This is a genomic window from Actinocorallia longicatena (assembly GCF_039534125.1).
Classification (GTDB): domain Bacteria; phylum Actinomycetota; class Actinomycetes; order Streptosporangiales; family Streptosporangiaceae; genus Actinocorallia; species Actinocorallia longicatena.
Map to the genome: position 1 here is coordinate 165,332 of NZ_BAAAUV010000006.1, position 26,050 is coordinate 191,381.

26 protein-coding genes are annotated in these 26,050 nt (G+C 72.4%); 13 read left to right on the forward strand and 13 right to left on the reverse strand.

The genetic code is table 11. The features are described from left to right. Window positions 1–18 precede the first annotated feature (18 nt). Genes ABD785_RS14170 through pgsA form a run of 4 tightly spaced genes read right to left on the reverse strand, consistent with a single transcriptional unit; the run spans window position 19 to window position 3,198 of the window. Complete coding sequence (locus ABD785_RS14170) at window positions 19–549, reverse strand: LemA family protein (RefSeq protein WP_344827637.1); 531 nt, start codon at window positions 547–549, stop codon at window positions 19–21. Then, a complete protein-coding gene (locus tag ABD785_RS14175; RefSeq protein ID WP_344827639.1) occupies window positions 549–1,709 on the reverse strand; it encodes a glycosyltransferase family 4 protein in 1,161 nt (386 codons plus the stop codon). The genes ABD785_RS14170 and ABD785_RS14175 overlap by 1 nt, the downstream gene beginning before the upstream one ends. Further along, entirely contained in the window at window positions 1,706–2,596 is an 891-nt protein-coding gene (locus tag ABD785_RS14180; RefSeq protein ID WP_344827642.1) for a phosphatidylinositol mannoside acyltransferase, read from the reverse strand. Before ABD785_RS14180 ends, ABD785_RS14175 begins: the two co-directional genes overlap by 4 nt. After that, complete coding sequence (gene pgsA, locus ABD785_RS14185) at window positions 2,593–3,198, reverse strand: phosphatidylinositol phosphate synthase (RefSeq protein WP_344827645.1); 606 nt, start codon at window positions 3,196–3,198, stop codon at window positions 2,593–2,595. Before pgsA ends, ABD785_RS14180 begins: the two co-directional genes overlap by 4 nt. A 181-nt stretch (window positions 3,199–3,379) precedes the next feature. On the opposite strand from pgsA, the gene ABD785_RS14190 reads away from it, so the two are divergent. From ABD785_RS14190 to ABD785_RS14205, 4 genes are all read left to right on the forward strand, one after another. After that, the gene (locus ABD785_RS14190) at window positions 3,380–5,524 is read left to right on the forward strand and encodes an elongation factor G-like protein EF-G2 (protein ID WP_344828518.1); all 2,145 of its coding nucleotides are present in this window, start codon (window positions 3,380–3,382) and stop codon (window positions 5,522–5,524) included. Between the two features lie 96 nt (window positions 5,525–5,620). Further along, window positions 5,621–6,373, forward strand: a complete 753-nt coding sequence (locus ABD785_RS14195; RefSeq protein ID WP_344827648.1) for a polysaccharide deacetylase family protein — start codon at window positions 5,621–5,623, stop codon at window positions 6,371–6,373. 18 nt (window positions 6,374–6,391) lie between these two features. After that, entirely contained in the window at window positions 6,392–6,850 is a 459-nt protein-coding gene (locus ABD785_RS14200; RefSeq protein WP_344827651.1) for a hypothetical protein, read from the forward strand. Continuing rightward, window positions 6,847–7,731, forward strand: coding sequence for a hypothetical protein (locus ABD785_RS14205; protein WP_344827654.1), 885 nt, complete (start codon window positions 6,847–6,849; stop codon window positions 7,729–7,731). The genes ABD785_RS14200 and ABD785_RS14205 overlap by 4 nt, the downstream gene beginning before the upstream one ends. Here ABD785_RS14205 and ABD785_RS14210 read toward each other — a convergent pair. Together ABD785_RS14210 and ABD785_RS14215 are read right to left on the reverse strand one after the other, a co-directional pair. Further along, the gene (locus ABD785_RS14210) at window positions 7,728–8,147 is read right to left on the reverse strand and encodes a thiol-disulfide oxidoreductase DCC family protein (protein ID WP_344827656.1); all 420 of its coding nucleotides are present in this window, start codon (window positions 8,145–8,147) and stop codon (window positions 7,728–7,730) included. The two genes, ABD785_RS14205 and ABD785_RS14210, sit on opposite strands and share 4 nt — an antisense overlap. Before the next feature lie 32 nt (window positions 8,148–8,179). Next, a complete protein-coding gene (locus tag ABD785_RS14215; protein WP_344827658.1) occupies window positions 8,180–8,737 on the reverse strand; it encodes an HIT family protein in 558 nt (185 codons plus the stop codon). Window positions 8,738–8,926: 189 nt separating this feature from the next. Here ABD785_RS14215 and ABD785_RS14220 point away from each other — a divergent pair, with 189 nt between their 5' ends. Beyond that, window positions 8,927–9,664, forward strand: a complete 738-nt coding sequence (locus ABD785_RS14220; protein ID WP_344827661.1) for an Asp23/Gls24 family envelope stress response protein — start codon at window positions 8,927–8,929, stop codon at window positions 9,662–9,664. Between the two features lie 106 nt (window positions 9,665–9,770). Here the strand turns inward: ABD785_RS14220 and ABD785_RS14225 are convergent, their stop codons facing one another. The 4 genes from ABD785_RS14225 to ABD785_RS14240 form a co-directional block, all read right to left on the reverse strand. Next, window positions 9,771–10,277 (reverse strand): hypothetical protein, encoded by a 507-nt coding sequence (locus tag ABD785_RS14225; protein ID WP_344827663.1) that lies wholly within the window; start codon window positions 10,275–10,277, stop codon window positions 9,771–9,773. A gap of 90 nt (window positions 10,278–10,367) precedes the next feature. Next, window positions 10,368–11,534 carry an FAD-dependent monooxygenase gene (locus ABD785_RS14230; protein ID WP_344827665.1) on the reverse strand — a complete coding sequence of 389 codons (1,167 nt, stop codon included), beginning with the start codon at window positions 11,532–11,534 and terminating at the stop codon, window positions 10,368–10,370. Continuing rightward, window positions 11,531–13,117 (reverse strand): methyltransferase, encoded by a 1,587-nt coding sequence (locus tag ABD785_RS14235; protein WP_344827667.1) that lies wholly within the window; start codon window positions 13,115–13,117, stop codon window positions 11,531–11,533. Before ABD785_RS14235 ends, ABD785_RS14230 begins: the two co-directional genes overlap by 4 nt. A gap of 46 nt (window positions 13,118–13,163) precedes the next feature. Further along, window positions 13,164–13,529 carry an MmcQ/YjbR family DNA-binding protein gene (locus ABD785_RS14240; RefSeq protein ID WP_344827670.1) on the reverse strand — a complete coding sequence of 122 codons (366 nt, stop codon included), beginning with the start codon at window positions 13,527–13,529 and terminating at the stop codon, window positions 13,164–13,166. Between the two features lie 76 nt (window positions 13,530–13,605). Between ABD785_RS14240 and ABD785_RS14245 the strand changes: the two genes are divergently transcribed. Further along, window positions 13,606–14,607, forward strand: a complete 1,002-nt coding sequence (locus ABD785_RS14245) for an NAD-dependent epimerase/dehydratase family protein (protein ID WP_344827673.1) — start codon at window positions 13,606–13,608, stop codon at window positions 14,605–14,607. Window positions 14,608–14,622: 15 nt separating this feature from the next. Here the strand turns inward: ABD785_RS14245 and ABD785_RS14250 are convergent, their stop codons facing one another. Beyond that, window positions 14,623–14,859, reverse strand: a complete 237-nt coding sequence (locus tag ABD785_RS14250) for a glutaredoxin domain-containing protein (RefSeq protein ID WP_344827676.1) — start codon at window positions 14,857–14,859, stop codon at window positions 14,623–14,625. 120 nt (window positions 14,860–14,979) lie between these two features. Here ABD785_RS14250 and ABD785_RS14255 point away from each other — a divergent pair, with 120 nt between their 5' ends. Genes ABD785_RS14255 through ABD785_RS14275 form a run of 5 tightly spaced genes read left to right on the forward strand, consistent with a single transcriptional unit; the run spans window position 14,980 to window position 22,064 of the window. Further along, window positions 14,980–16,605, forward strand: a complete 1,626-nt coding sequence (locus ABD785_RS14255; protein WP_344827679.1) for an ABC transporter substrate-binding protein — start codon at window positions 14,980–14,982, stop codon at window positions 16,603–16,605. Further along, the gene (locus tag ABD785_RS14260) at window positions 16,602–18,488 is read left to right on the forward strand and encodes an alpha/beta hydrolase family protein (RefSeq protein WP_344827682.1); all 1,887 of its coding nucleotides are present in this window, start codon (window positions 16,602–16,604) and stop codon (window positions 18,486–18,488) included. The genes ABD785_RS14255 and ABD785_RS14260 overlap by 4 nt, the downstream gene beginning before the upstream one ends. Beyond that, window positions 18,485–19,477: an ABC transporter permease gene (locus ABD785_RS14265; RefSeq protein ID WP_344827685.1), complete on the forward strand. Its 993-nt coding sequence runs from the start codon at window positions 18,485–18,487 to the stop codon at window positions 19,475–19,477. The genes ABD785_RS14260 and ABD785_RS14265 overlap by 4 nt, the downstream gene beginning before the upstream one ends. Next, on the forward strand, window positions 19,474–20,295 hold the full coding sequence (locus ABD785_RS14270) for an ABC transporter permease (RefSeq protein ID WP_344827688.1): 822 nt from the start codon (window positions 19,474–19,476) through the stop codon (window positions 20,293–20,295). Before ABD785_RS14265 ends, ABD785_RS14270 begins: the two co-directional genes overlap by 4 nt. Beyond that, window positions 20,292–22,064 carry an ABC transporter ATP-binding protein gene (locus tag ABD785_RS14275; RefSeq protein ID WP_344827691.1) on the forward strand — a complete coding sequence of 591 codons (1,773 nt, stop codon included), beginning with the start codon at window positions 20,292–20,294 and terminating at the stop codon, window positions 22,062–22,064. Before ABD785_RS14270 ends, ABD785_RS14275 begins: the two co-directional genes overlap by 4 nt. A 13-nt stretch (window positions 22,065–22,077) precedes the next feature. Here the strand turns inward: ABD785_RS14275 and ABD785_RS14280 are convergent, their stop codons facing one another. Next, window positions 22,078–22,650, reverse strand: coding sequence for a helix-turn-helix domain-containing protein (locus ABD785_RS14280; protein WP_344827694.1), 573 nt, complete (start codon window positions 22,648–22,650; stop codon window positions 22,078–22,080). A 78-nt stretch (window positions 22,651–22,728) separates the two neighbouring features. After that, window positions 22,729–23,739 (reverse strand): hypothetical protein, encoded by a 1,011-nt coding sequence (locus ABD785_RS14285; protein ID WP_344827697.1) that lies wholly within the window; start codon window positions 23,737–23,739, stop codon window positions 22,729–22,731. 188 nt (window positions 23,740–23,927) lie between these two features. Between ABD785_RS14285 and ABD785_RS14290 the strand changes: the two genes are divergently transcribed. Together ABD785_RS14290 and ABD785_RS14295 are read left to right on the forward strand one after the other, a co-directional pair. Continuing rightward, the gene (locus ABD785_RS14290; RefSeq protein WP_344827700.1) at window positions 23,928–25,244 is read left to right on the forward strand and encodes a cytochrome b; all 1,317 of its coding nucleotides are present in this window, start codon (window positions 23,928–23,930) and stop codon (window positions 25,242–25,244) included. Then, on the forward strand, window positions 25,222–26,046 hold the full coding sequence (locus ABD785_RS14295) for an SAM-dependent methyltransferase (protein WP_344827703.1): 825 nt from the start codon (window positions 25,222–25,224) through the stop codon (window positions 26,044–26,046). Before ABD785_RS14290 ends, ABD785_RS14295 begins: the two co-directional genes overlap by 23 nt. Window positions 26,047–26,050: the final 4 nt, after the last annotated feature.

Consider the following 26,050-nt stretch of genomic DNA (forward strand, 5'->3'; position numbering starts at 1 on the left):
CGGACGAACCTATCGGAATTACTGCACGTCGGGCGGAACGTCGTCGATTTCAAAGAACTCCGGCAGCGGCGCACGTCCGGCCAGCGGCAGGACCCGGGCGAGGATCCTGCGCCGGGCGATCCGGGTGGCCGAAACGGCGTCGTTGAAGAACCGCCGGGCCAGGGCGGTCTTCTGCGCCGTGGCCGCCAGCTCCTCGAGCAGGGCCAGCCCGTTCGGCTTCGCCTCGAGGGTCGCCCGGAACTCCGGCTGCTCCAGCACGGCCCGCAGCGCCCGCGACAGGTCCGACTCCGCGAACTCCCGGCTCTCGGCGTCGGCGGTGCGGGCCTCGTGCGCCGCGGTCGCCAGGACGAGGCTGGTGGCGGGATCCAGCAGCCGCGACAGCGCCAGTTCCAGCGCGACGGCCGCCCGCCGGACCAGCGCCGCGTCCAGGGCCGCCTTGGCCAGGTCGACGCGGGCGTGCAGCCGGTCGAGCCGGCCCGCCCGCCAGGACACGTAGGTGCCCGCCAGGAAGAGCAGGCCGAGCCAGAAGAGGAGATCGACGAGATCCATCAGGTGGTGGACTCCACGACGCCCGGATGGTCGTTCCCGGTCCGGTCCAGGACCGTCTCGTAGACGCGGAGCACGTCGCGGGCGACGGTCGACCAGTCGTAGGCCCGCACCGCCGAGCGGGCCTCCGCCGACAGGTGCTTGCGCCGTGCCGGGTCGTCGAGCAGCTCCCCGGCGGCCTCGGCGAGGGCGGCCGCGTCGCCGACCGGGAACAGGACGCCGGCCCGGCCGTCCTGGAGCACCCGGGCGAAGGCCTCGATGTCGCTGGCGAGGATCGGCGCCCCGGCCGACATCGCCTCGGTGAGCACGATCCCGAAGGACTCGCCGCCCAGGTTGGGCGCCACGAACACGTCGACGGAGTGGTAGGCGCGGACCTTGTCCTCCTCGCTGACCATCCCCAGCAGGATCACCCGGTTCCGCAGCTCGGGCGAGACCTTGGCGAGGGCGTCGTCGGCGTCCCCTGGCCCCGCGACCAGCAGCCGCAGCCCCGGACGCTCCCTGCCGAGGGTCTCGAACGCCTTGAGCAGCACCTGGAGGCCCTTGCGCGGCTCGTCGATCCGGCCGAGGAACCCGAGCGCCTGCTCGTCCCTGGCCCCGTCGGTGCGCCGGTGCCAGCCCGGCATCGGCTCGGCCATGGCGTACCGCTCGGTGGCGACCCCGTTGGGGATCAGCACGGCGTCGCCGCCGAGATGCTCCACCAGGGTGTTGCGGGCGGCCTCCGACACCGCGATCCGGGCGGTGATCTTCTCCAGGGCGCTCTGCAGGATGGGCGCCGAGACGGTCACCGCGCGGGAGCGCTCGTAGGAGGCGTGGAAGGTCGCCACGATCGGGCCGTCGGCGGCCCAGCAGGCGAGCAGGCCGAGGCTGGGCGCGGCGGGCTCGTGGATGTGCAGGACGTCGAAGGCGCCCTCGCGGATCCAGCGGCGCACCCGGCCCGCCGACAGGAAGCCGAAGGACAGGCGGGCCACGGACCCGTTGTAGGGGACGGGCACCGCCCGTCCGGCGGACACCACGTAGTAGGGCAGCGGGGCGTCGTCATCGGCGGGGGTGATCACCGAGACCTCGTGGCCGAGCGCGATCAGCGCCTCGGACAGGTCGCGGATGTGCTGCTGCACTCCCCCCGGGACGTTCCACGTATAGGGACAGACGATGCCGATCCTCAAGAAAGATCCTCCACCCACACCTTTTGCAGCATGTGCCAGTCCTGGGGGTGGGCGGCGATGCCCTCGGCGAACCTGTCGGCCAGCGCCTGGGTCATCGCCTGGACCTTTTCCTGCCGGGTTCCGTCGACGGGCTGGGGGATCTCGTCGTGGACGCGGGCCCCCCAGTCGTCTCCTTCGTACCACAAAGTGACCGGGAGCAGCGCGGCCCCGGTCTGGACGGCGAGCGCGGCGGGGCCGCCGGGGAGACGTGCCGTGCCGCCGAACAGCTCGACCTCGACCCCGGTGGCGCTGAGATCGCGGTCGGCCACGAGGCAGACCACGCGGCCCTCGCGCAGTCTCCTGGCGAGGATCCCGAAGGACGAGGCGCCGCCCGTCAGGGGGAGGATCTCGAATCCGAGGGACTCGCGGTAGGCCATGAAGCGCTCGAAGAGCGACTCGGGCTTCAGCCGCTCCGCGACGGTCACCAGCGGATGGCCGACATGGACCAGCCAGGCCCCGGCGTGGTCGTAGTTGCCCATGTGGGGCAGGGCCACCACCACGCCGCGGCCCGCCTTGACGTTCTCGTGGATCTGGTCGTGCCCGGAGACGTGCATCCCCGAGACGATCCGCTCCTCGCCGAGCACCGGGAGCCGGAAGGTCTCCAGCCAGTAGCGCATGTAGGAGCGCATGGTCAGCCGGCTGAGCGCGCGGACCGCGGGCCCGTCGGCGGCCTCGCCCGTCACCCGGGAGAGGTTCTTCTCGAGCTGCCGTACGCCCTTCCCGTGCTTCTTCCAGGTCCGGTCGGCGATCTTCTGGAACAGCAGCCGGGCGGCCGGTTCCGGCATCCGCTTGACGACGGCCCAGCCGAGGGCGTACGCGGCGTCGGCCGCGCCGTCCTTGAGGTTCACGCGCCGACCGCCTGCTTGTAGACGACGCTGAAGCGCTGCCCCACGGTGATCGTGCTGAGGACGGCGAGCAGGACGAGCGAGACGGGCAGGGCGTAGGGGACGCCGAGGCCCTCGAGCCCGGCGCCGACCAGGCTGATGACCAGCCGTTCGGACCGTTCGGCGATGCCCACGTCGCACTTGAGGCCCAGGCCCTCGGCCCTCGCCTTGGCGTAGGAGATGACGACGCCGGACACCATGCAGTAGAGCGCGAGGTAGGCGAGCGGCAGGTCGCGGCCTTCGGCGCTGGTCAGCCACATGATCAGCCCGGCGAAGACGGCCGCGTCGCCGACCCGGTCCATGGTCGAGTCGAGGAAGGCCCCCCACACGCCCGTCTTGCCCGTGATCCGTGCGACCGCCCCGTCGAACATGTCGAAGAAGACGAACGCGGTGATCGCGATGGTCCCCCAGAACAGTTCGCCTTGCGGGTAGAAGACGAGCGCGCCGGCCGCCACTCCCACGGTCCCGGTGACCGTGATGATGTTGGGGGTCACACCCGTCTTCGCGAGGGCCGTTCCGATCGGCGTCACCACACGCGAGAGCGCGGGCCGCAGGCGGTTGAGCATCGTGTTCCAAACTTTGAGATCAGGGCCACGCCATCGTAGTGCCCCCGCCGCTCAGGAGCGTGTTCAGCCCGCCGCGCCCCCTTGCCAGGGCCGAACGGAGGGTGAATGGTGAAGGACACGGGTGTGACGCCCGTCACCCGCGGGCATGCCCACACCCTCCCTCGAGGAGGAGGACGTCGCCATGGCGGAAAGGAACCAGAACAACGGCCGGGGAGTAGCGGCCGACCAGCCCGCGCAGGTGCGCAACGTGGTGCTGGTCGGCCATTCGGGAGCCGGTAAGACGACCCTGGCCGAGGCGCTGCTCGCCGAGACCGGGACGATCCAGCGGGCCGGGCGGGTCGAGGACGGGTCGACCGTCTGCGACCACGACGAGGTGGAGATCCGGCAGCGTCGCTCGGTGAGCCTCACGCTCGCCCCGTTCGAGCACACGGCCGGCGGCCGGCGGATCAAGGTCAATCTGCTCGACGCCCCGGGCTACCCGGACTTCGTCGGTGACCTGCGAGCGGGGCTGCGGGCGGCGGACGCCGCGCTGTTCGTCGTGTCGGCCGTCGACGGGATCGACGGGCTGACCCGCATGCTGTGGGAGGAGTGCTCGGCCGTCGGGATGCCGCGCGCGGTCGTCATCACCAAGATCGACCAGGCCCGGGGCGACTTCGCCCGGACGCTCGGCGAGTGCCAGCAGGCCTTCGGCGGCGGTGTCGTGCCCCTCTACCTGCCGGACGGCACCGGGCTCGTCGGCCTGCTGACCGAGAGGTTCTACGACTACGGCTCCGGAAGACGGGTCGTCGGCGAGCCGGGGCCCGGTGCCGCCGAGATGCTCGCGCAGGAGCGGGCCGCCCTGATCGAGGGGATCATCGAGGAGTCCGAGGACGAGTCGCTGATGGACCGCTACGTCTCCGGCGAGGAACTCGACCTCGACGAGCTGATCGCCGATCTGGAGCGGGCGGTGGCGCGCGGCGGCCTCCACCCCGTGCTGGCCACGGCCGTGCCGCACGGCGACCGGCAGGGCGCTGTCGTCGGGATCGCGGAGCTGCTCGAGGTGATCACCCGGGGGTTCCCCTCGCCCCTGGAGCATCCGCTGCCGCCGGTCACGACCATCGAGGGCAAGGACGTGCCGGCCCTGACCTGCGATCCCGACGGCCCGCTCCTCGCCGAGGTGATCAAGACCGTCTCCGATCCCTACGTGGGCCGCATCTCCCTGGTGCGGGTGTTCTCCGGGACGCTCCGCCCCGATCTGACCGTCCATGTGTCGGGGCACGGGCTCGCCGACCGCGGCCACGAGGACCACGACGTCGACGAGCGGATCGGCGCCCTGTCTGCCCCGCTCGGCAAGCAGCAGCGGAGCCTGGCCGAGTGCCGGGCCGGCGACGTCTGCGCGATCGCCAAGCTGGCCCGCGCGGAGACCGGCGACACGATCTCGGCCGCCGACGGCCCGCTGCTCATGGCCTCCTGGACCATGCCCGACCCCCTGCTGCCCGTCGCGATCAGGGCGGTGTCCAAGGCCGACGAGGACAAGCTCGGCCAGTCGCTGAACCGGCTGGTCGCCGAGGACCCGACCCTGCGCCTGGAGAACAACGCCGAGACCCGGCAGCTCGTCCTGTGGTGCATGGGCGAGGCCCACGCCGACGTGCTGCTCGACCGGCTGCGATCGCGCTACGGCGTCGAGGTCGAGACGGTCGCGCTGCGGGTGCCGCTGCGGGAGACCTTCGGCGGCACCGCCGAGGGGCTCGGCCGGCACGTGAAGCAGAGCGGCGGGCACGGCCAGTACGGCATCTGCCGGATCACGGTCGAGCCGCTGCCTCCGGGGGCGGGCTTCGAGTTCGTCGACCGGATCGTCGGCGGGGTCGTGCCGCGCCAGTTCATCCCCTCGGTGGAGAAGGGGGTGCGCACCCAGATGACCAGGGGCGTCTCGGCGGGCTACCCGATGGTCGACCTGAAGGTCACGCTGCACGACGGCAAGGCCCACTCGGTGGACTCCAGCGACATGGCCTTCCAGACCGCGGGCGCCCTGGCGGTGAAGGACGCGGCGGCCAAGGTGCCCGTGCTGCTCCTGGAGCCGGTCGACGAGGTGTCGGTGCTGGTCCACGACGAGCACACCGGCCCGGTGATGTCCGACCTGTCCGGGCGGCGGGGCCGGGTCCTCGGGACGGAGTCCGTCCCCGGCGGGCGCACCCTGATCAGGGCCGAGGTGCCCGAACTGGAGATGACGAGGTACAGCATCGACCTGCGGTCGCTGTCCCACGGGACCGGGACGTTCCACCGGAGGTTCCTCCGTTACGAGCCGCTCCCATCGCATCTTATGGAAAAAGTCATGGAAACTTCATAATCACCCCCCATGATGGTCGGCCCGGCGTGATCGGGTATATCTCTCCCTGTGGGGGAGAAAAGGGAATATCTGAAACGTCGGGCGATCATCAGGTCCATGGGGATGGCCGCGGGGATGGTCGCCGTAGGGGGCGCTTCGGCGGCCGCGACCGAGAAGTTCGCCATCGAGGAGTCGCCCGTGTCCGCCGAGTCGGTCGGGTCCAACCGGCCCGCGGGCCACCAGTCGACCGTGCTGTGGTCGGTGGACACCGCGGAGAGGAAGGTGGCGCTCACCTTCGACGACGGACCGCTGCCGGAGTGGACGCCGCTGGCCCTCGACGTGCTCGACGAGGCGAAGATCCGCGCGACGTTCTTCGTCGTCGGAAGCCGGCTGGCGACCCACGCGAACCTGGTCCGCAAGCGGTACGACCGGCATGAGATCGGCAACCACAGCTGGCACCACGACGATCTGTCGAAGCTGAACTACAAGGACGTCATGCGTTCGGTCGGGCAGACCCACGACACGATCAAGCGGATCACGGGCCGCAACGCCACGCTGCTCAGGCCCCCGTGGGGGAAGATGGGCGGCACGACCGTCAGGGTGGCGGGTGAGCTCGGCTACGACCTGATCCTGTGGTCCCTGCTCGTCCGGGACCGGGCCCTGCACTCCCATCCCGACGAGCTGGTCGAGGACGTGGTGGGCGGGGTCCGGCCGGGAATGATCATGCTCGCCCACGACGTCGGCAGGACCACGAGGTTGGCCGCCCTCCAGCAGTTGCCTCGTATGATTCGGGGTCTCAAGGACCGGGGTTTCACGTTCGTCACGGTCTCTGAGCTACGGCAGTCGCTCCCGCGGCAGTCCGGCACCTAGACGGGGAAAGACATCTTGATGACCACCGAGCCCCGCGGCCGCTTGAGCGCCGCGGGCAGAACGTGGCGTGCCGTCGTCCTGCTCACGCTGGTCGGCACCCTGTTCTACACCTCGAGCAAGGGAAGCGACGACGACTTCCCGCTCGGCCCGATGACCCAGTTCGCCTTCTCGGTGAAGTCCTCCGGCGGGGAGATCCACTCCCGCTGGATGGAGGCCGACACCGCGGACGGCAGGCACGTCAAGCTCTCCTGGGACGCGGCCGGCAGCGGCCTGAAGCGGGCCGAGGTCGAGGGCCAGGTCAATCGGATGCAACGGGATCCCTCGCTGCTCCAGGGCATCGCCGACCGGCTCAACAGGACCCGCGCGGGCGGCGACCGGATCACGAGGCTCTACGTCGTGCACGACATCCGGACCCTCGAAAAAGGCAAGGTCGTCAAGGAGACCATGAGCAACCAGGTCGTCTGGGACGTGCGATGAACGTGCTGCGCCGATGGATGTTCGGCCCCGTCCCGCAGGCCCGGGTGGCCTGGCTCCGCGTCATCGCCTACGGGTTCCTCCCCGTCGACATGCTGCTGCTGACCCGCAGTGCACTCGACCACGCCGAACTGCCCGCCGAGTTGTTCCGGCCGGTCCGGCTGGCCCGCTGGGTCCATCTGCCCGCCCCGACCCCCGCCGCGATGTGGACGGTGCTCGTCGTCGTCCTGGTCTGCGCCGCGATCGCCGGGGTCGCCTCCTTCCGGGACGGAATCGACCGCAGGATCGTCACGGCGGCCGGGTACGCCGCCGCGATCGGCTACCTGTGGTGGGTCGTGATCAGCATGTCCTACGGCAAGGTCGATCACGACCACCTCGCCCTGGTCGTCGCGCTGTTCGCGCTGCCGAGCTGCGGCCGGGCCAGGGTCGGCGACCGGACGCCGTCCGAGGCGGCCGCCTGGTCGGTCCGCATGATCCAGGTCGCCGTGGTCGCCGCCTACTTCCTGTCCTCCTGGGCGAAGATGCGGATCGGCGGGACCGGCTGGCCCGGCGGCGAGACGACCGCGTGGGCGCTGTCGCGTCGCGGCACCCCGTTCGGACGCTGGTTCCTCGACTACCCCGACCTGCTGCACTTCTTCCAGTACCTGACGCTGGTCGTGGAGTTCTCCTCGCCGCTGCTGCTGGTGCTGCGCGGACGGCCGCTGTACGCCTACGCGGCGTTCTTCGCGGGCTTCCACGTCGTCACCTACGCGATGATGACCATCCACTTCCTGCCGCACGCGATCTTCCTGACCGCGTTCCTGCCGCTGGAGCTGATCAGGGCCCGCGCGACTCCGCCCCCGGCCGTCCCGGAACCTTCCGAGGGCGTCGCGGCGACCTCCTAGACGGGCCCGGTGGGCTCGGCGGGCCGGCGGGCTCCCGGCCTGAGGTGGGCCGGGAGCGCGCAGGCCGCGGTGCCGCCCGGCATCCGGTGACGGTTGTTCGCGACCAGGCGGTAGAGGCCGTGGGCAATCCAGCGGAACGGCGGCAGCCGCAGCAGGACGCCCACCGGGCCGAAGAGGCCGCCGCGGTGGCGGAGCAGGGCGGCGATGCCCTGGACGCCGCCGCTCGCCCGGCCGTCCGGGGTGATCCACACGACCTCGTGCTCGGCGCGCTCCCAGGTGGTCCCGTAGGAGCCCAGGTCCTCGAACTGGAACGGCCGCAGGTCGGCGTCGGGGGCGATCCGGCGCTCGGCGAACCGCACGCAGGACGTGCAGAAGCCGCAGTCGCCGTCGAACAGCAGGACCGGTCGCGTTCTCATGTCCCCAGGCTACTCCGGCGGCTTGAACGCGTTCAGTCGCCCGGCCAGGCCTCGGCGAGCAGGGCCCGGGTGTCGCGGAGAAGCTGCGGGAGGACCTTGGTGCGGCCGACGACCGGCATGAAGTTGGTGTCTCCGCCCCATCGGGGGACGATGTGCTGGTGGAGATGGGCGGCGATCCCCGCGCCCGCCACATGGCCGAGGTTCATGCCCACGTTGAAGCCCTGGGCGCCGCTGGCCTTGCGCAGCGACAGGACGCCGTTCTGGGTGAACTGGGCGAGCTCGAGCGTCTCGGCCGTGTCGAGCTCGGTGTAGTCGGCCACGTGCCGGTAGGGGCAGATGAGCAGGTGGCCCGAGTTGTACGGGTAGAGGTTGAGGACCGCGAACACCGTGGTGCCGCGGCGGACCACCAGGCCCTCCTCGTCGGAGAGCTTCGGGATGTCGCAGAACGGGCAGCCGTCCTCGGGGCCCGTCCCGGTCGGCTTGTTCTCGCCCTTGATGTAGGCCATCCGTTCGGGCGTCCAGAGCCGCTGGAAGTTGTCGGGCGAACCCACGCCAACCTGCTCTTCCGGACCCCGCGGCTCGACACCCACAGTTACTTCCTCCCTCGACCTGGCTCTGGATCAGGATAGATTCAGCCGCCACGTCGCCCATAACGGGGCCACCCGATGAAGTTTTCGTACCAAAGGACCTCAAATATGGACTCTCTTGGCGGACAGGAGGCGGTCTCCGCCAAAATGGGAGCCGCAGCCACTGCGGCCCAGGCAAGTGAGGATTCCGCGATGACCGATCTGGACCACCCCTACTCCACCAACGGAGGCGGCGGTGAGCACCGCCCCGGACTCGGGCCGTCCATGCCGTTCTTCCCCGCCCCTCCGGCTTCCGGGCCCGGCACGGGTGCGGGCAACGGTTCCGGCACCGGGACCCCCGTCGCGGGAGGAGCGCCGGGCACGGCCGCCCCGGGGACCGGCTCCCCGGTCCAGGGCGGAGTCGGCTCGCCCGGCCCCGTCAGCTCCGCGCCCCCGGTCCAGCAGCCCGTCACCCCGGTGAGCCAGCCCCCGGTCTCGGTGCTGCCGCCCGCCGTCCCGATCTCCGCCGAGACGGGCCGCCACCACGGCAGCGAGCCGCCCGCCGAGAGCGCGGGCGAGCCCGGCAGGGGCGCGACGGTCAAGGGCCGGATCAAGATCGAGGACGAGGTCGTCGAGAAGATCGCCGCCATGGCCGCGCTCGAGGTCGCGGGGGTGGCGGGACTCGGCACGGGCTCCGGCCCCAGCTCCGAGACGCTCGACGCCGTCCGGCAGCGCATCGGCATGGGAGAGCGGGCCGAGCGGGGCGTCCAGGCCCGGGTCACCGAGAACGAGATCGCGCTCGAGATCACGCTGATCGTCGAGTACGGCAGCGTGGTCATCGATGTCGCCAAGATCGTCAAGACGAACGTGGCCCGGATCGTCGGCCTCATGCTCGGCATGAAGGTGACCTCGGTGAACGTCACGATCGACGACGTGAAGATGCCCGGCTAGCGGGTTCCGTCGCAGGGGCCGCTCCCACCCCCCTCAAGGGGAACGGCCCCGCGTCACGGACCGCCGACTCTAGAAGAGCCGCACGGACCGTGACCAGCGCCATGCGCTATTTGCGGGGTACGTCGCAGTCCGTCATCCCCGTCGAGTTCATGATCGTGAGCGAGACCTTCTTGATGGCCTGCGGCGACACCCCGTCGAACTGGAACGTGTGGGGATGCGGGTCCTGCGCGGTGGTGTAGCTCTGGATCTGGGGCTCGCCCTCCGCGGGCAGCACGACCGCCCGCACGGTCCCGACGCCGGTGTAGACGACGGTGATCTCGATCCCGTCACCGGCCCTCTTGTAGGACGCCGATTTGGCCCCGCACGCGCCGGTGTTCTTCGACCCGCTGGTGTCCAGGTTGGGGTCGAGCATCGCGAACGGGTCGGTCCCGTCCCCCTGCGGCGTCGGCTGCTGCCCCGTCGGCCGCGGCCGGGCCCCCTCCCCGCCACCCCCGCCGTCGTCCTTGCCCATCATCGGCCAGGCCAGAACGGCCACGGCACCGAGCACGAGCAGCCCCGTCAGCAGGTACCCGACGCTGCGCAGCACCCGATGATGCAACGGGCTGTCCGACATAGAGAACTCCTGGCGCGTCTTCGGGGGTCACATGCCGCGCCAGGTTACCGCAAGGTAGGGCGTCGCCAGCGATGACGGAGAGCCCCGGGCCTACCCCTGGAGGGCCGGCGGCCGCAGGAGGGAGGTGGTGCGGTAGGCGGCGGAGAGGGCCGACAGCTCGGCGGGGGTCAGGACGGTGGAGATGTCGGTGAAGCCCGACGGGGCGCGGGAGGCGACGAGCGTGAGGATCTCGTCGGCCGGCATGGTGCGGCAGGCCGTCACGATGGCGGTGGTGGCAGGGCGGCGGAGGTCCTCGTAGAAGCGCAGGGCTGCGGCCGGATCCGAGGACTCCGCCAGGGCGTCGGCGAGGGCGCGGGCGTCGAGGATGGCCTGGGAGCCGCCGTTCGAGCCGACCGGGTACATCGGGTGGGCGGCGTCGCCGAGGAGCGTGACCGGGCCGGTGCCCCAGATCGGCAGCGGGTCGCGATCGGTCATCGGGAGCCGGAGGATCTCCCGGGTCGAGGCGAAGAGGCCGAGGACGTCCAGGCCCGCCGGGGCCCAGCCGGCGAAGTGCCCGGCGAGGCCGCCGGGGCCCGGGTCGCGGACCTCCGCCACCCAGTTGACGCGCGTCCCGCCCGACGGGGCCCGGCCGAGGGGGTAGACGACGAGCTTGGCGGTCGTGTTGTCGCCGTAGACCGCGACGGTCGCCGCCGGCACCGGGCCGGGGGCCTCGGTGATGCCCCGCCACATCATGATGCCGCTGGGCAGCGGGTCTCCCTCGCCGGGATGCAGCAGCCGCCGGACCGTCGAGTGAATGCCGTCGGCACCGACGAGGACATCGCCCCTGATCTCGGCCGCGCCGCCCGTTCCCCGATCCCGGCAGCGCACGGTGACGCCCCCGGGAGCGGCCGCGAAGCCGTCCACGGCGAGCCCGGACCGGACGGCGCCCGGACCGAGCCGTTCCCTGACGGCCCTGAGCAGCGCCCTCTGCAGCTCGCCCCTGTGCACCGAGTACTGGCCCGCCCGGGGCTCGCTCCAGATGAGGTTGCCGTGCCGGTCGAAGTGGGCCATCTCGGCGACCGGCGTCCCGATCCCGCCGGGGTCGATGCCGAGCCGCACGAGCTCCCCGACTGCCGCCGGCATGAGGTTGATCCCCACCCCGGCGGGTTCGCGGCGCAGGGAGGCCTCCGCGATCCGGACGTCGACGCCCGCCTCGTGCAGGCACAGGGCCGAGGTCAGCCCGCCGATCCCGGCGCCCGCGATCACCACGTGGGTCACCGGGCGACCGCCGTCAGCAGATGGACGTCGAGGGGCAGCTCCACCGGCGGGCCCGCCAGCACGAATCCGGCGTCGGCCAGGAGGTCCATGAACTCCGCCAGGGTGCGTTCCCTGCCTCCGGTGTTGTTGACCATCATGTGGACGTCCCACGCGGTCGCCAGCGAACGGTCTCCGGGACTCGCGGGAAGCAGCCGCTCGATCACGGCCAGCCGGTCGCCGGAACGCATCGCCGCCCGGCAGCGCACGAGGATGCGCGCGCAGTCGGTGTCGTCCCAGTCGTGCAGGATGCGGGAGAGCATGAGCAGGTCGCCGCCAGGGACCGAGGCGAACAGGTCGCCGCCGACCGTGGTGATCCGGTCGCCGAACCTGGCGCGCAGCCCCTCGCCCGCGGCGGCGACGGTGGCGGGAGTGTCGAACAGGACTCCCCGCAGCCGGGGTTCGTGGTCCAGGACCCGCCCGATCAGGGTGCCCATGCCGCCGCCGAGGTCGGTGACCGTCTCGACGCCGTCCAGGTCCAGGTGCTCGGCGACCGCGTCGAAGACGTCGCTGCACTGGTCGGACATCGCCCGCTGGAAGACCGCCGCGTCGGCGGGGTGGGCGTCGAGGTGGGCGAACGGGGCGGCGCCGTAGCAGAGCTCGAAGCCGCTGGTCCCGGTCCTGACGGCGCCGGGGAGCTCCCCGAAGCTGCCGTAGAAGAGCCCTCCGTAGAGCAGCGCGACTCCGTGGAGCGAGGAGGGGGCGTCCCGGGCGAGGGTCGCGCCGAGCGGGGTGAGCCCGAACCGGCCCGCTCGCCGCGCGACCACGTCGAGCTGCTCCAGGTAGCGCAGGAGGCGGCCGAGGCGCTCCGGTGGGCAGCCGGTGGCGGCGGCGAGGTCGTCCAGGTCCAGGGAGCGGCCGGCCAGGGCGTCGGCGATGCCGAGTTCGGCGGCCGTGCGCAGGGCCTGGGTCTGCCATGCCCCGGTGAGCAGGGCGAGCATCCTGCGCCGCTCCCCTCCGCCGAGGTGGCGTCCCAGCTCGGCCGCCGCCCGGCCCGCCTTGACGATCTCCAGCCGGTCGCCGCCATCGGCACGGAAGTAGAAGACGCTGCGGCCGTCCGGGCCCTCATGGGGATTGAACCCGCCGCCGTCGGGGACGTGGCCGTCGGCGCGCAGGGCCTCCAGGACGCCGAGGCGGCCCACACCGGCCTCGAACGCCAGATGGGTCTCCCGCTCGTGGAACCGCTCGTCGTCCGCGACGCCGTCCGGGCAGCCCTCGGCCAGGAACACCTCCAGGGTGCGGCCGTCGCCCGCGTCCAGATGGGCGATCAGCACCTCCAGGGACTCCCCCGGGTACCGGTGCCGGAGCCGTTCGCGGACCACGACGCTCTCCAGCGTCCGCACGACCGGGAGTCCCGCGCCCTCCAGCGCCTCCAGTGCGCGTTCCGCCGAGGCGGGGAAGACCAGCAGGCCCGCGTGGTCGAACCTCAGCCCGTACGGGCCCTCCCGCCCGTCCCCGGCCAGCCGCGCCATCCGAAGGACGCGCTGCTCGTCGGCCGCGTCCAGTGCCCCGCCCAGGGATTCCTGGGTGATCATCCCGTGATTCACGCCGGAACTCTAACGTCACCGGATGCAAGAGATCGGCTACGGAAAGTCAGTGATCTTCCAACGAGGCGAGGGTGGCGCGCTGGGAGCGGGTGAGGGCGGCGCGGATCAGTTCGTAGGAGTCCTCGATCAGGTCGGTGACCATCGTGTCGGGGAGGGCTCCGTCGGCGGTCACGGTGTTCCAGTGGCGCTTGTTCATGTGGTAGCCCGGGACGATCTCGGGATGCTCGGCGCGCAGGGCGCGGGCGAGTTCGGGCTCGCACTTGAGGTTCACCGTCAGGGGGATCGCGTCCAGGCGGGAGAGCGCGAACATCTTGCCCGCCACCTTGAACACCGAGGTCTCCTCGCCGAAGGGGAACTCCTCCACCGCCCCGGTCAGCCCGAGGCACACCGCCTTGAGATCCGCTGGAGTCATGCTCCGATCCAACCAGCCCGGCCCGGAATGTCCCGTATCCGGGGCGCCGAAGATCCATCTGTGGTCGAATCGTCCCGTGACGGGACTACAGCTGGTCATGGGAGCGAGCGGATTCCTCGGCTCGCATGTCACCGCGCAGCTCGTCGAGCGGGGCGACGACGTCCGCGTCTGGACCCGCCCGTCCAGCTCGGCCCACGCCTTCGAGGACCTGCCGGTCCGGCACTTCCGCAGCGAGCTGACCGACGACGCGGCGCTGCGCGAGGCGATGGACGGCGTCGACACCGTCCACTACTGCGTCGTCGACGCGCGGGCCTGGCTCCGCGATCCCGCCCCGCTGTTCGAGACGAACGTCGAGGGACTGCGGCACGCGCTCGACGCCGCCCTCGCCGCCGGGGTGCGGCGCTTCGTGTTCTGCAGCACGGTCGGCACGATCGGCCGGACCGAGGGCGGCGGGCTCGCCGACGAGGACTCGCCGCACGAGTGGGGGCACCTCGGCGGCCCCTACATCCAGGCGCGGGTCGCCGCGGAGAATCTCGTCCTCGGCTACTGCCGCGACCGGGACCTGCCCGCGGTCGTCCTGTGCGTCTCGACGACCTACGGGGCGCCCGACCCCGGCTCACCGCACGGCCGGATCGTCGCCGACGCCGCACTCGGCAGGCTCCCGGTCCACTTCGGCGGTTCCGCGCTGGAGGTCGTCGGCATCAAGGACGCCGCGCGGGCGTTCCTGCTGGCCGCGGAGAACGGGCGGGTCGGCGAGCGGTACATCATCAGCGAACGTCCCATGTCGTGGCGGGAGCTCGTCACGACCGCGGCGCGGGCGACCGGCGCGCGGCCGCCCCGCTTCGGGGTCCCGCTTCCCGTGCTGAAGGTCCTCGGCCTGCTCGGTGACCTGGCCGGGCGCCTGCTGCGCCGCGACACCGTGATGACGTCGGTGAGCGTCAGGCTCATGCACTTCATGCCGCCGCTCGACCACGGCAAGGCCACCCGCGAGCTCGGCTGGCATCCCTCCCCCACCGGCGACTCCGTCAGCGAGGCCGCCCTCTTCTTCGCCGAGCGGCACCGCCGGGCCGCCGGCTGACGCCCGGGCCGGGCATCATCGCGCTTCGAGGCGGGCGCGTACCCGCTCCACCGGCGGGTTGACCAGGGCGGAGCCGTCGGGGAAGACGACCGTCGGGATGAGCCAGTCGCCGCCGTTGAGCGAGGCGATCAGTTCCGTGGCGCCCGGGGTGGCGTCGACGTCGACCTCCGTGTAGGCGATCTCCGCGCGGTCCAGCTGCGCCTTCAGCCGATGGCAGTGCCCGCACCACGGGGCGCTGTAGACGGTGATCACAGTGAGTCCTCCCTGAGGTCGCTTGACCGCACCCTACCTCGCGAATACTCTTCCTTTCCATTCGGGCAGTTATGGTAGACGCCGCAGGTGAAAGCCATAGTGAACACAGGAAAGGCCCCCATGGACGTTCACGCCAAGGCTCAGCTCAACCGCCGCAGCCTCCTGCGCTCCATCGCCGTCCTCGGCGGCGTCGCGACCGTGCCGGGCCTGCTGGCCGCGTGCGGCGCGCCCTCCTCCGGCGGAAAGGCCGCGACCGGCGGCACCCTCGACGTCCTGAAGGTGGCGCTCCCCTCCTCGATCAGCACCCTCGACGTGAGCCGCGAGGCCGGGATCATGAACTACGTCGTCGCGCTGCTCTGCCAGGAGGCCCTGGTCGGCGTCGGCGCCGACGGCAAGCTGGTGCCCGCCCTGGCCGAGTCCTGGACGAGCACCGACGCCAAGACCTTCGTCTACAAGCTGCGCCAGGGCGTCACCTTCGCCGACGGTTCCCCCGTGACGGCCGCCGACGTCGTCGCCAGCCTCGAGGCCAACGCGAAGACCGGATCGACCTCGGCGTTCGCCTACGCCTACGCGGGCGTCGACTCGATCAGGGCCACCGGCGAGCACGAGGTCACCATCGTCCTCAAGCAGACCGACAGCTCCTTCGAGTGGACCGTCTCCCCCGGCACCCTCCTGGTCACCAGCGCCGCCTTCCTGAAGAACGGCGACAAGATCGGCACGCCGGACACGAAGATCCTCGGCACCGGCCCGTACAAGGTCACCGAGTTCGCGCCCGACTCCCATGTCACGCTCGAGCGCAACGACTCCTGGTGGGGCGGGAAGGCCGCGATCGCGAAGATCCGGATCGACTTCATCACCGACGACTCCACCCGGCTGCTCGCCATGCGCCAGGGATCGGCCGACATCGCGCTGAACGTCCCGCTGGAGCAGCTCTCCCAGTGGGAGGCCCTGTCCGGCGTCGACGTCCTCACGACCACCGACCGCTCCCTCGTCACGCTCGCCTTCAACACCGCGGTCGCGCCGTTCGACGACGTCCACGTCCGCAAGGCCGTCGCGCACGCCGTCGACCGTCCGGGGATCGTGAAGAGCGTGCTGGGCGGGCACGCCGAGGTCGCCACGACGCTTCCCTCGCCCGCGCAGTGGGGCGGGCTGCCCGCCGACCAGGTCACCGCGATGTACGCCGGGATCCCGCAGTACGGCTTCGACCTCGCCAAGGCCAGGGAGGAACTCGCGCTGTCCAAGGCTCCGAAGGGCTTCAAGGCCGAGCTGCACTACCCCAACAGCGGGCCGCAGCTCGGCAAGGCCGCTCTCACCCTCGCCCAGAACCTCAGGGAACTCGGCATCGAGCTGACCGTCAAGGAGGTGACGCTCGAGGCGTGGATCGCCGAGCTCACCGAGCGGAAGGCGGGGATCGCCTTCGGCTGGTACTTCGCGACCACCGGCGATCCGGGCGAGTTCACCCAGCAGCTCCTCAACGGGGCCAACGCCGGCAAGGGCGGCACCAACATCGCCTCCTACGACGTCGCCGAGGTCACCAGGGCCCTCGACGACGCCAAGGCCACGACCGACGTCGCGGCCCGCGGCAGGCTGATCGGCGACGCGCTCACCCGCTCCGCCGCCGACGTCCCCTACCAGCCGCTGTGGTGGGGGCAGGCCGCGACCGCGTTCGGGCCGAAGGTCACGGTCAAGGACTACGGCCCGTACTTCTTCATCGGCCCCTGGGCCGCGCGGGTCGGCCCGAAGTGACCGCCGACCCCCGCGCCGCCCACACGCTGCTGTCCTCGGCGCGGATCCCCTGGGACGTCGTCGCGGACGGCGGGCGGATCGCCTTCGCCCTCCCCTCCGGCGACGGCTCCGTGATCCATGTGCTGGACACCGCGGGCGGCGCGGCGCGGCCCGTCCCGGGGTCGGGGCACGTGCTGCCCCGCTGGATCCCGGGCACCGGACGGCTGCTGGCGGTCGCCGGGACCCTCGGCCGGATCGAGGAGCTCGACCCCGCGACCGGCGAGATCCTCTGGTCGCTGCCCGTCGGGGGAGCCGTCGAGGACCTGATCGTCGCGGCCGGCGGCGAGATCCTTGCCCGGGTCGCCGACCCCGGCAGCGACCGCGACGGCATGCACCTGGGCCTGCGGGTCGCCGACACCGCCGAGCCGCGCGTCGACGTTCCGGGAGAGCGGCTGCGGCGCCTGGTCCGCGCCCGCGCCGGAGCCGGCGGGGCCACGGCCGTCCCGCTCGGCCCGAGGACCGTCTGGGAGGCCGACTGGACGGGCGGCGATCACGCCCTCGCGGTGGTGTCCGCCGACCCGTCGCCCGGCGGCTACTACCGCCCCTCCCTGGTCCTCGCCGACCTGGGCGGCGGCCCGGTCTTCCACCTGCTGTCCACCCCCTGGCAGCTGGCCAGGCCCCGCCTGTCCCCCGACGGCAGCCGCGCGGTGGTGCTGGAGGGCCTGTCGATCGTGTCCGGCCGGATCCTGCATCTCGACCTGTCCTCCGGGGAGACGACCCGCTGGGAGGGCGTCGACGACGTCACCGACCTCGGCTGGCTCGACGACGGCACCCTGTGGTTCACCGGCTGGTCGGGCACGGGCGTGCAGGGCGGCGTGCTCGCGGCCGACGGCACCGTCCTGCACCGCTGGACGGCCCGGGGCGCCCTGGGCGGCCGCGACGGCCAGCCGTCCCTCGCCCCGTGCGGCGACGGCCTGACCGTGACCGTCTGGGAGGACCCCGGCAGCCCGCCCGAGGTCGCCGTCGGCCCGCTGGCCACCGGCGGGTTCACGGCCAGGACCTCCTTCAACGCCCACCTGGCCGGGCTCGCCGACGGCGTCGTCCGCGAGGATCTCGCCTGGACCTCACCCGACGGCCGCACGATCGAGGGCCTTCTGCTGCGGCCCGAGGGCGACGGCCCGTTCCCGCTCGTCGTCCTCGTCCACGGCGGCCCGACCTGGCTGTGGGCGCAGTCGTTCGCCCCCGCGGAGTCCAACCAGATGGCCCTGCCGCTGGCCCTGGCGGGTGCGGCGGTGCTGCTCCCCAACCCGCGCGGCAGCAGCGGACGCGGTCAGGAGCACGCCAGGGCCGTGATCGGCGGCTTCGGCGAGGACGACCTGGCCGACGTCCTGGCCGGGGCCGACCTCCTGATCGGCCGGGCCGGCGCCGACCCGGACCGGCAGGCCATCGGCGGGCTCAGCTACGGCGGCTACCTGACAGCCTGGGCCGTGACCCGCACCGGGCGGTTCCGCGCGGCCGTCGTCATGTCGGGGGTCGGCGACTGGATCGGCTTCCGGGCCGCCAGCGCCATCGGCGGCGGCTACGACGCCGTCTACCACCGCGACGCCGACCCGGCGACCCCGCAGGGCCGCGAATTCCTCGCCGCCCGCTCCCCGCTCCACCACGCGGCGAAGGTCACCACCCCGACCCTGATCCTGCACGGCGAGCAGGACCGGATCACCACGGTCGGCGAGGCCGAACGGCTCTACCGCGCCTTCGCCGCCGCGGGCGTCACCACCTCGCTGGTGACCTACCCGCGCGAGGGCCACGAGCTGGTCGAGCCCGGCCACTGCGCCGACGCGCGCGACCGGACCATCGGCTGGCTCACCCGCCACGGCGTGCTGACCTCGGGAGGGACCACGTGAACCCCGAGCCGCCCCCGGTCACGACGGGACCGCGCCGCGCCATCGGCGGCGCCTTCCTCCTGCGCCGGCTCGGCGGCACGCTCGTGGTCCTGCTGCTGCTGTCCATCGGCGTGTTCGGGCTGCTCTACCTGGCACCGGGCTCCGTCGAGCAGACCCTGCTGGGCACCCGGCCCGCCTCCCCGGAGACGGTCGCGGCGATCCGCGCCCAGTACCACCTCGACGATCCGGTGGCCGTCCAGTACCTGCGCTGGCTCGGCGGGGCGCTGACCGGCGACCTCGGCACCTCGATCAGGACCGGGATCCCGGTGACCGAGGCGATCGGCTCCCGGCTCCCGCTCACCCTGGAGCTCACCGCCTACGGGACGCTCCTGGCCGTCCTCGCGGGCGTCCCGCTGGGGATCCTCGGCGCCGTCCGCCGCGGCCGCGCCGCCGACCGGATCTCCGTGACGGCCGCCGTCGCCGGGATGAGCGCCCCTCCGTTCGCGGTCGGGCTCGTCCTGCTCATGGTGTTCGCCGTCTACAACCCGTGGTTCCCCGTCTACGGGCCCGGCGAGGGCCTCGGCGGGCGGATCGCGCATCTCACGCTCCCGGCGATCGCCCTGGCCACCGGGGCCGCGGGGCTCCTCGTCCGCTTCACCCGGGCGGCGCTGATCCGCCAGCTCGACCAGGACTACGTGGTCTTCGCCCGGGCCCGCGGCCTGCCGTCGCGGCTGGTGCTCTGGTACGCCCTGCGCAACTCGCTGATCCCGATCCTGACGGCCGCCGGGCTCATCGTGACCAGCACCCTCGCCGGGACGGTCCTGGTCGAGGTGACCTTCGCGCTGCCCGGCCTGGGCTCGCTGCTGGTCGACTCGGTGACCTTCAAGGACGTCCCGGTCGTCCAGGCCCTCGCCCTGCTCCTCACCCTCCTGATCTCGGTGGTGAACCTCCTCGTGGACGTCGGATACACGCTGGCCGATCCGCGCATCCGGCTCGGGGCGTCACGGTGAGGCGGCCGCGGTTCCCCGGTCCCGCCGTCGCGGTCGCCCTGCTCGTCGTCGCCGTCGCACTGTTCTGCGCCCTGTTCTCCTGGCTGATCGTCCCCGACGCCACCGAGCAGGACCTGACCCTCGGCATCACCTACCCGGGCCCCGGCCATCCCCTCGGTACCGACGACCTGGGCCGCGACGTCCTCCAGCTGCTGATCGCCGGGGCGCGGACCGCGGTGCTCGGCGCGCTGGCCGTCAGCGCCGGGTCGATGCTCATCGGCAACCTCACCGGGCTGCCCGCCGGATATCTGGGCGGCTGGGCCGACGGGCTGGCCATGCGCTGGGCCGACCTCATGCTGTCGGTCCCGCCGCTGCTCGTGGCCATCGTCGTGGCCGGGGTGATGGGCGGCGGCTACGGGCTGGCGATCATCGTGCTGATCGTGCTGTTCTCCCCCACCGACGCCCGGGTGGTGCGCGGCGCCGTCCTGGAACAGCGAGGCAGGCCGTACGTCGAGGCGGCGCGGCTGCAGAACCTGCCCGCCTGGCGGATCATGTCGCGTCACGTGTGGCCGAACATCGTGCCGGTGGCGCTCGCGAACACCTTCCTGAACTTCGCCTACGCGCTGGTCTCGCTGGCCTCGCTGTCCTTCCTCGGCCTCGGCGTGCCGCCCGGCTCGCCCGACTGGGGCCGGACCCTGGCCGACAACAAGTCCCAGCTCTTCGCCAATCCGTGGGCCTCGGTCGCGCCCGGGCTGGCCATCATCATCACGGCCGCCGCCGTCAACGTCGTCGGCGACTGGCTTCAGGAACGGGCCGAGGAACGGATGCTGGCACGATGACGGAGAACAGGCACGGCGTGCTCGTCGAGAACCTGCGGGTCGGCCTGGCCGGAGGCCGGACGCTCCTGTCGGAGGTCGGCTTCGCGGTCGAGCCGGGACGGTCGCTGGCGATCGTCGGGGAGTCCGGATCGGGCAAGTCGCTGGCCGTCCGGGCGATGCTCGGGCTGCTCCCCCCGGGGCTGGCCGCCTCGGGCGACGTCGATCTGGCCGGGGTCAGGGTCTCGGCGGACCCGAAGGCCCTGCGCGCGCTGCGCGGCACGACGGTGTCACTGCTGATGCAGGACCCCTTCACGCTGCTCAACCCGCTGCGGAGGATCGGCCGGCAGATCGCCGACGGCCTTCCCGCCCGGCTCAGGACCGACGCGGAGGTGGCGCGGCGGCTGGCCGAGGTCGGGCTCCCCGCCGAGGTCGCCGAGCGCAGGCCGTTCGAGCTGTCCGGCGGGATGCGCCAGCGGGCCGGGCTGGCCTGCGCGCTGTCCGGAGATCCCGGCATCCTCGTCGCCGACGAGCCCACGACCGCGCTGGACGTCACCACGCAGCGCGAGGTCCTGACGCTGATCCGGCGCATCCAGCGGGACCGGGCGATGGCGTTCGTGCTCATCACCCATGATCTGCGGGTCGCGTTCTCGCTCTGCGACGACGTGCTCGTCCTCTACGCGGGCAGGGTCATGGAGACGGGGCCCGCCGCGGCCGTCCACCGCGCCCCCGCCCATCCCTACACGCGGGCGCTGCTGGCCGCCGAGCCGCCGCTGGACCGGCGGCTCACCGTCGTCCCCGCGGTGCCGGGCGGCGTGCCCGCCCACGACGACGTGCTCGGCCGGTGCTCCTTCGCCGACCGGTGCGCCCTGGTCACCGACGCCTGCCTCGACGGGCGGCCCGAGCCGCTGCCCGCGGGGATCGGCCGTTCCTCGGCCTGCGTGCGCTCCGGCGAGCTTCCCGGCATGAAGGCGGCACCGCCCGCGGCCGCCGCGGAGGACACGGCCCGTACGGAGGGGTCCGCGCTGCTGGAGGTCCGCGGTCTCACCCGGACCTTCCCCGGGGCGTCGCGGCCCGCGCTGGCCGGGGTCGATCTGCGGATCGCGCCGGGTGAGGCGGTCGGGGTCGTCGGGGAGTCGGGATCGGGCAAGACGACCCTGGCGCGCTGCGTCGTCGGGCTGGAGACGCCCGACGGCGGCGAGATAACGCTCGGCGGGCAGCGCTACCGCGCGCTGTCGGCGCTGCCCCGCGACGCCCGCGGCCGGGTCCTGCGCACCGCGCAGATGGTCTTCCAGGACCCCTATTCCTCGCTCAATCCCGTCCGGAGCGTCGGCGCGGTCCTGGCCGAGGCGCTGCGCGCGGCCGGGCGGCCCGCCGGGAGCGCGGAGGTCGCCGAGCTGCTGGGTCTGGTCGGGCTGAAGGCCTCGGTGGCGGGCAGGCGGCCCGCCGGGATGTCGGGCGGCGAACGTCAGCGGGTGGCGATCGCCCGGGCCGTCGCCGGCCGTCCGGCCCTGCTGATCTGCGACGAGTCGGTGTCGGCGCTCGACGTGACGGTCCAGGCGCAGATCCTCGACCTGCTGGCCGGGCTGCGGGAGTCGCTGTCGATGGCGCTGCTGTTCATCACCCACGACCTGGCCGTCGTCCGGCAGGTCACCGACCGTGTCTACGTGCTCAGCGAGGGCCGCTGCCGCGAGGAGGGCCCGACGGGCCGGGTCCTGGACGCCCCGGCCGACCCCTACACGCGCGCCCTGCTGGCGAGCGTCCCGGACGCGGACGGCCGCTGGCTCGGCTGAGCGGGATCCGCCCTCAGATCTCGTCGAACGACAGCAGGGTCAGCACCCGCACCGGCTCGGCGCCGGTGACGTAGACATGGTCGTGCTCGCCCGCGAACCTGACCGAGTCACCGGCGCCAAGCTCGACGGTCCAGTCCAGCGACGACACCGACACCGCGCCGGACACGATGTAGGCGTGCTCGACCGAGCCCATGCCGTGGGAGCTGCGCGGGCTCCGGGTCCCGGCCGGGATCACGCCCTCCGACACCTCGAACCGCAGCCGCTCGCCCGAGGCGAACAGGATCCGCACTCCCGCGTCGTCGCCGCCGGCGACCGCCCGCAGCACCTGCGGCTCCATCAGCCGCGGCCGCGCCAGCTCCAAAAAGCTCTCGCCCAGGGCCCGCGCCACCCGCGACAGCACCTCGATCGTCGGGTTCGCCACGCCGCGCTCGATCTGCGACAGCAGCGCCTTGCTCACCCCGGTCGACTCCGACAGCTCCCGCAGGCTGAGACCCCGGGCGAGCCTGATCCTCCGCATGTTCCCCGCCACGACCGAGCGCAGCGACGACGCCGCCGCCTCACCCGCCAGCCCCACCGGCTCGTTCACCCCGTACGCCCTTCCCACCGCCGTTCCCACCAGCGTAGACGCAGGACCGGGCCGGGCGGGACGCCCCCTGCGGGCTGTTCAGGAGTTGGTCGAGACGGTCGTGGGCGGGGTGCGGTGGGCCCAGAACGCGTCGGAGCCGGGGACCGGGGTGAGGGCGCCGCCCGGGAACGCCTGCTCCTGCCAGGCCGAACCGTCGTAGCGGTAGATCTCGGTGCCGAGCCCGTAGAGCCTGCCGAGACCGTCCACGGTCACCCCGGTGAGGTCGAGGCCCGGCGTCGGGATCTGGGTCCAGACGCCGTCCTTGTAGCGGTAGGCCCGGCTCGGGTCGGCGGAGCTGGCGATCGGATGAACGACCGCGACTGCCTCGCCCGGTCCCACCGCGTCGAGGTCGTGGACCGTGCTGTAGGGACCGAGCGACGGGATCGGCCCCGCGTCCGCCCACGAGGTCCCGTTCCAGCGCAGCAGCACATAGGCGCCGTCCACGTAGGCCTTGGCCCAGGCCTCGCCCGCCACGACCGACGACACCTCGCCCGAGATCCCGCGCACCCCCGGGGGCATCGCGGTCTCCGCCCAGCCGGAACCCGTCCAGCGGAACTGGCCGCCCTCGCCGGTCGAGCTGATGAACTGCTTCACCCACACCCCGGCGGGGTTCACCGACAGGGGCGACGCCGAGAGGCCCATCGGCGTCGCGACCTTCGTGAACGCCGTCCCGTCGAACCGTGCGAGGTAGCCCGAGATGTCGGCGATCCAGACCTCCGCGCCCGACGCCCCGACGGCGTGGATGGGCCCTTTCGGCGCCGAGCCCAGCGGGTACTCGAGCCACCTGGTGCCGTCCCACCGCCGCACGACGGGGTTGCCGGGGCTGTAGAGCAGGCAGGAGTAGGGAGAGGGTCCCCGGACGCAGTACTGCCCCTGGTAGCCGGCCACCCAGACGCTCGACGGGTTCTGCACCGCCAGCCCGTTGATCGCGTTGTTCGGCCACAGGAACGGCAGCGGCACCGTCCGCCATTCACCTGCGGCCGAAGCCCCCTGCGGTATCCCGGCGACGGCCGCGCACACCAGCGCGGCACCCGCGACAAGTCTCCTCATGCCGAGGAGAGTGACACGCCGCCCGCCGGATTTCTGCGCACCTCCGGACGATTTCCGCGGCCCTCCGCCACCCGGAGCTCTACAGATTCCGGATTCTGTCGAGCCGGAGAGACAGGGCTCACAGCCCCGCGGTGTCACATCCCGCACCCGCCGGAGGTCATATGGACATCCGACAGAGAGGCGATCCGATGGGTGCCGACGGACGTTCGCGACGGGCCGCACGGGACGGCCACTGGTCATCGCTGTTCGGGGAGGTGGCCGTCCACTCCTTCCTCGTGCTGCTCCTCACCGGGGCCTTCCTGACCTTCTTCTACGATCCGGGCATGGAGCGCGTCGACTACGACGGCTCGTATGTGCCACTGCGCGGAGTGCCGGTGAGCGCGGCCTACTCCTCGACGCTCGACATCGGTTTCGACGTCAGGGGCGGGCTGCTGATGCGGCAGATCCACCACTGGGCGGCGCTGGTCTTCGTCGCCGCCGTCTGCTGCCGCCTGCTCGGCAAGTTCCTGACGGGGACCTTCCGGCGGCCGGGCGTCCGGAACTGGCTGATCTGGGTGGCGATGCTGCCGCTCGGCATGGTCGCGGGCGTCACGGGCGGGCTGCTCCCCGACGACATGCTGTCGGGCGGAAGCCTCGGCCTCATCCAGGGGATCACCCAGTCGGTCCCCGTGATCGGAACGCGGCTGACCTTCCTGGTCTTCGGCTCCGACGTCCCCGGCGACGACGTCATCCCGCGGGCGTACTGGCTGCACATCACCGTCCTCCCGCTGCTGATGGCCGTGCTGTTCGCCGCGCTGCGCCGCCCGTCCAGGCCGTCGCGCGCCACCGGAGCCGCCCTGGGGCTCTACACCTTCGGGGTGCTGGCGCTGCTCGGGACGCTCTTCCAGATCAACCCCGTGTGGAAGTACGGCCCGTTCCGGCCCGGCGCGATCACCGCGGGGGCGGTGCCGGACTGGTACATGGGCTTCCTGGACGGCGCCGTGCGGATCATGCCCGGCTGGGAGCCGGAGATCGCGGGCCGTCCCCTGACGCTGGCCGTCCTGGTGCCCGCGCTGCTCGTGCCCGGCGGCTTCTTCACCGTCCTGGCGGCCTGGCCCTGGCTGGAGCGGCGGTTCACCGGCGACGACCGGATCCACCTGCTTCCCGATCGGCCGCGCGAGGCCGTCCTGCGGACCGCGTTCGGCGCGGCGGGGGTCGCCTTCTACGGACTGCTGTGGGCGGCGTCGGCCAACGACCAGATCGCGGTCCGGTTCCATCTGTCGCTCTACGCGGTGACGTGGTTCTTCCGGATCGCGGTCTTCGCGGGCCCCGTCCTGGCCTTCCTGGCGACCCGCGCGATCTGCTCGGGCCTGACCCAGCGGGAGCGCCACGAGGCGCGGCACGGCAGGGAGACCGGCCGGATCGTGATGAACCGGGACGGAGGCTTCACCGAGACCCTCGAATCGCGGACATCGGCGCCTGGTTTGTGTGACGCTTTCCCTCATGAGCGACTTGGGCGTCCCTGACAACGACATCACCGGTATCCCGGACCGGCTCCAGGCACATCTGCCGCACTCGGCACGGACCTGGAACTATCTGCTCGGCGGCAAGGACCACTATCCGCCGGATCGTCAGGTCGGCGACATGATCCTCCAGATGGCGCCGGACATCGCGCTGCTGGCCAGGTTGCAGCGGCGTTTCCTGTCCCGCGCGGTCGGTCATCTCGCGGGAGAGTGCGGGATCCGGCAGTACCTGGACATCGGCACCGGTCTGCCCTCGGCCGACAACACCCACGAGGTCGCCCAGCGCCTGGCCCCCGACTCGCGGATCGTCTACGTCGACAACGACCCGCTCGTACTGGTCCACGCCGAGGCGCTGCTGGCGAGCACCCCCGAGGGGGCCTGCGCCTACCTCGACGCCGACGTCCGCGACCCGGACAGGATCCTCGCCCTCGCGGCCGAGACCCTGGACTTCAGCCGGCCGGTGGCGCTCACCCTGCTGGGCATCCTGGGCCAGATCCCCGACTCCGACGACCCCGAGGGGATCGTCAAGCGGCTGCTCGAGGCGCTGCCGCCGGGCAGCTACCTGGCCCTGAGCGACGGCACCGACACCAATGCCGACCTCAACCAGGCCATCGCCGCCTACAACGCCAACTCGGCCAGCTCCTACCACCTGCGCAGCCCGGAGCACATCGCGAGCTTCTTCACCGGCCTCGAACTCATCGAGCCCGGCGTCGTCCCCACCTCGCTGTGGCGCCCCGACGACCCCGAGGTCGGCACCGCCCTCGGCGCCGTCGACGCCATCTGCGGCCTCGGCCGTAAGCCGTAAGCCG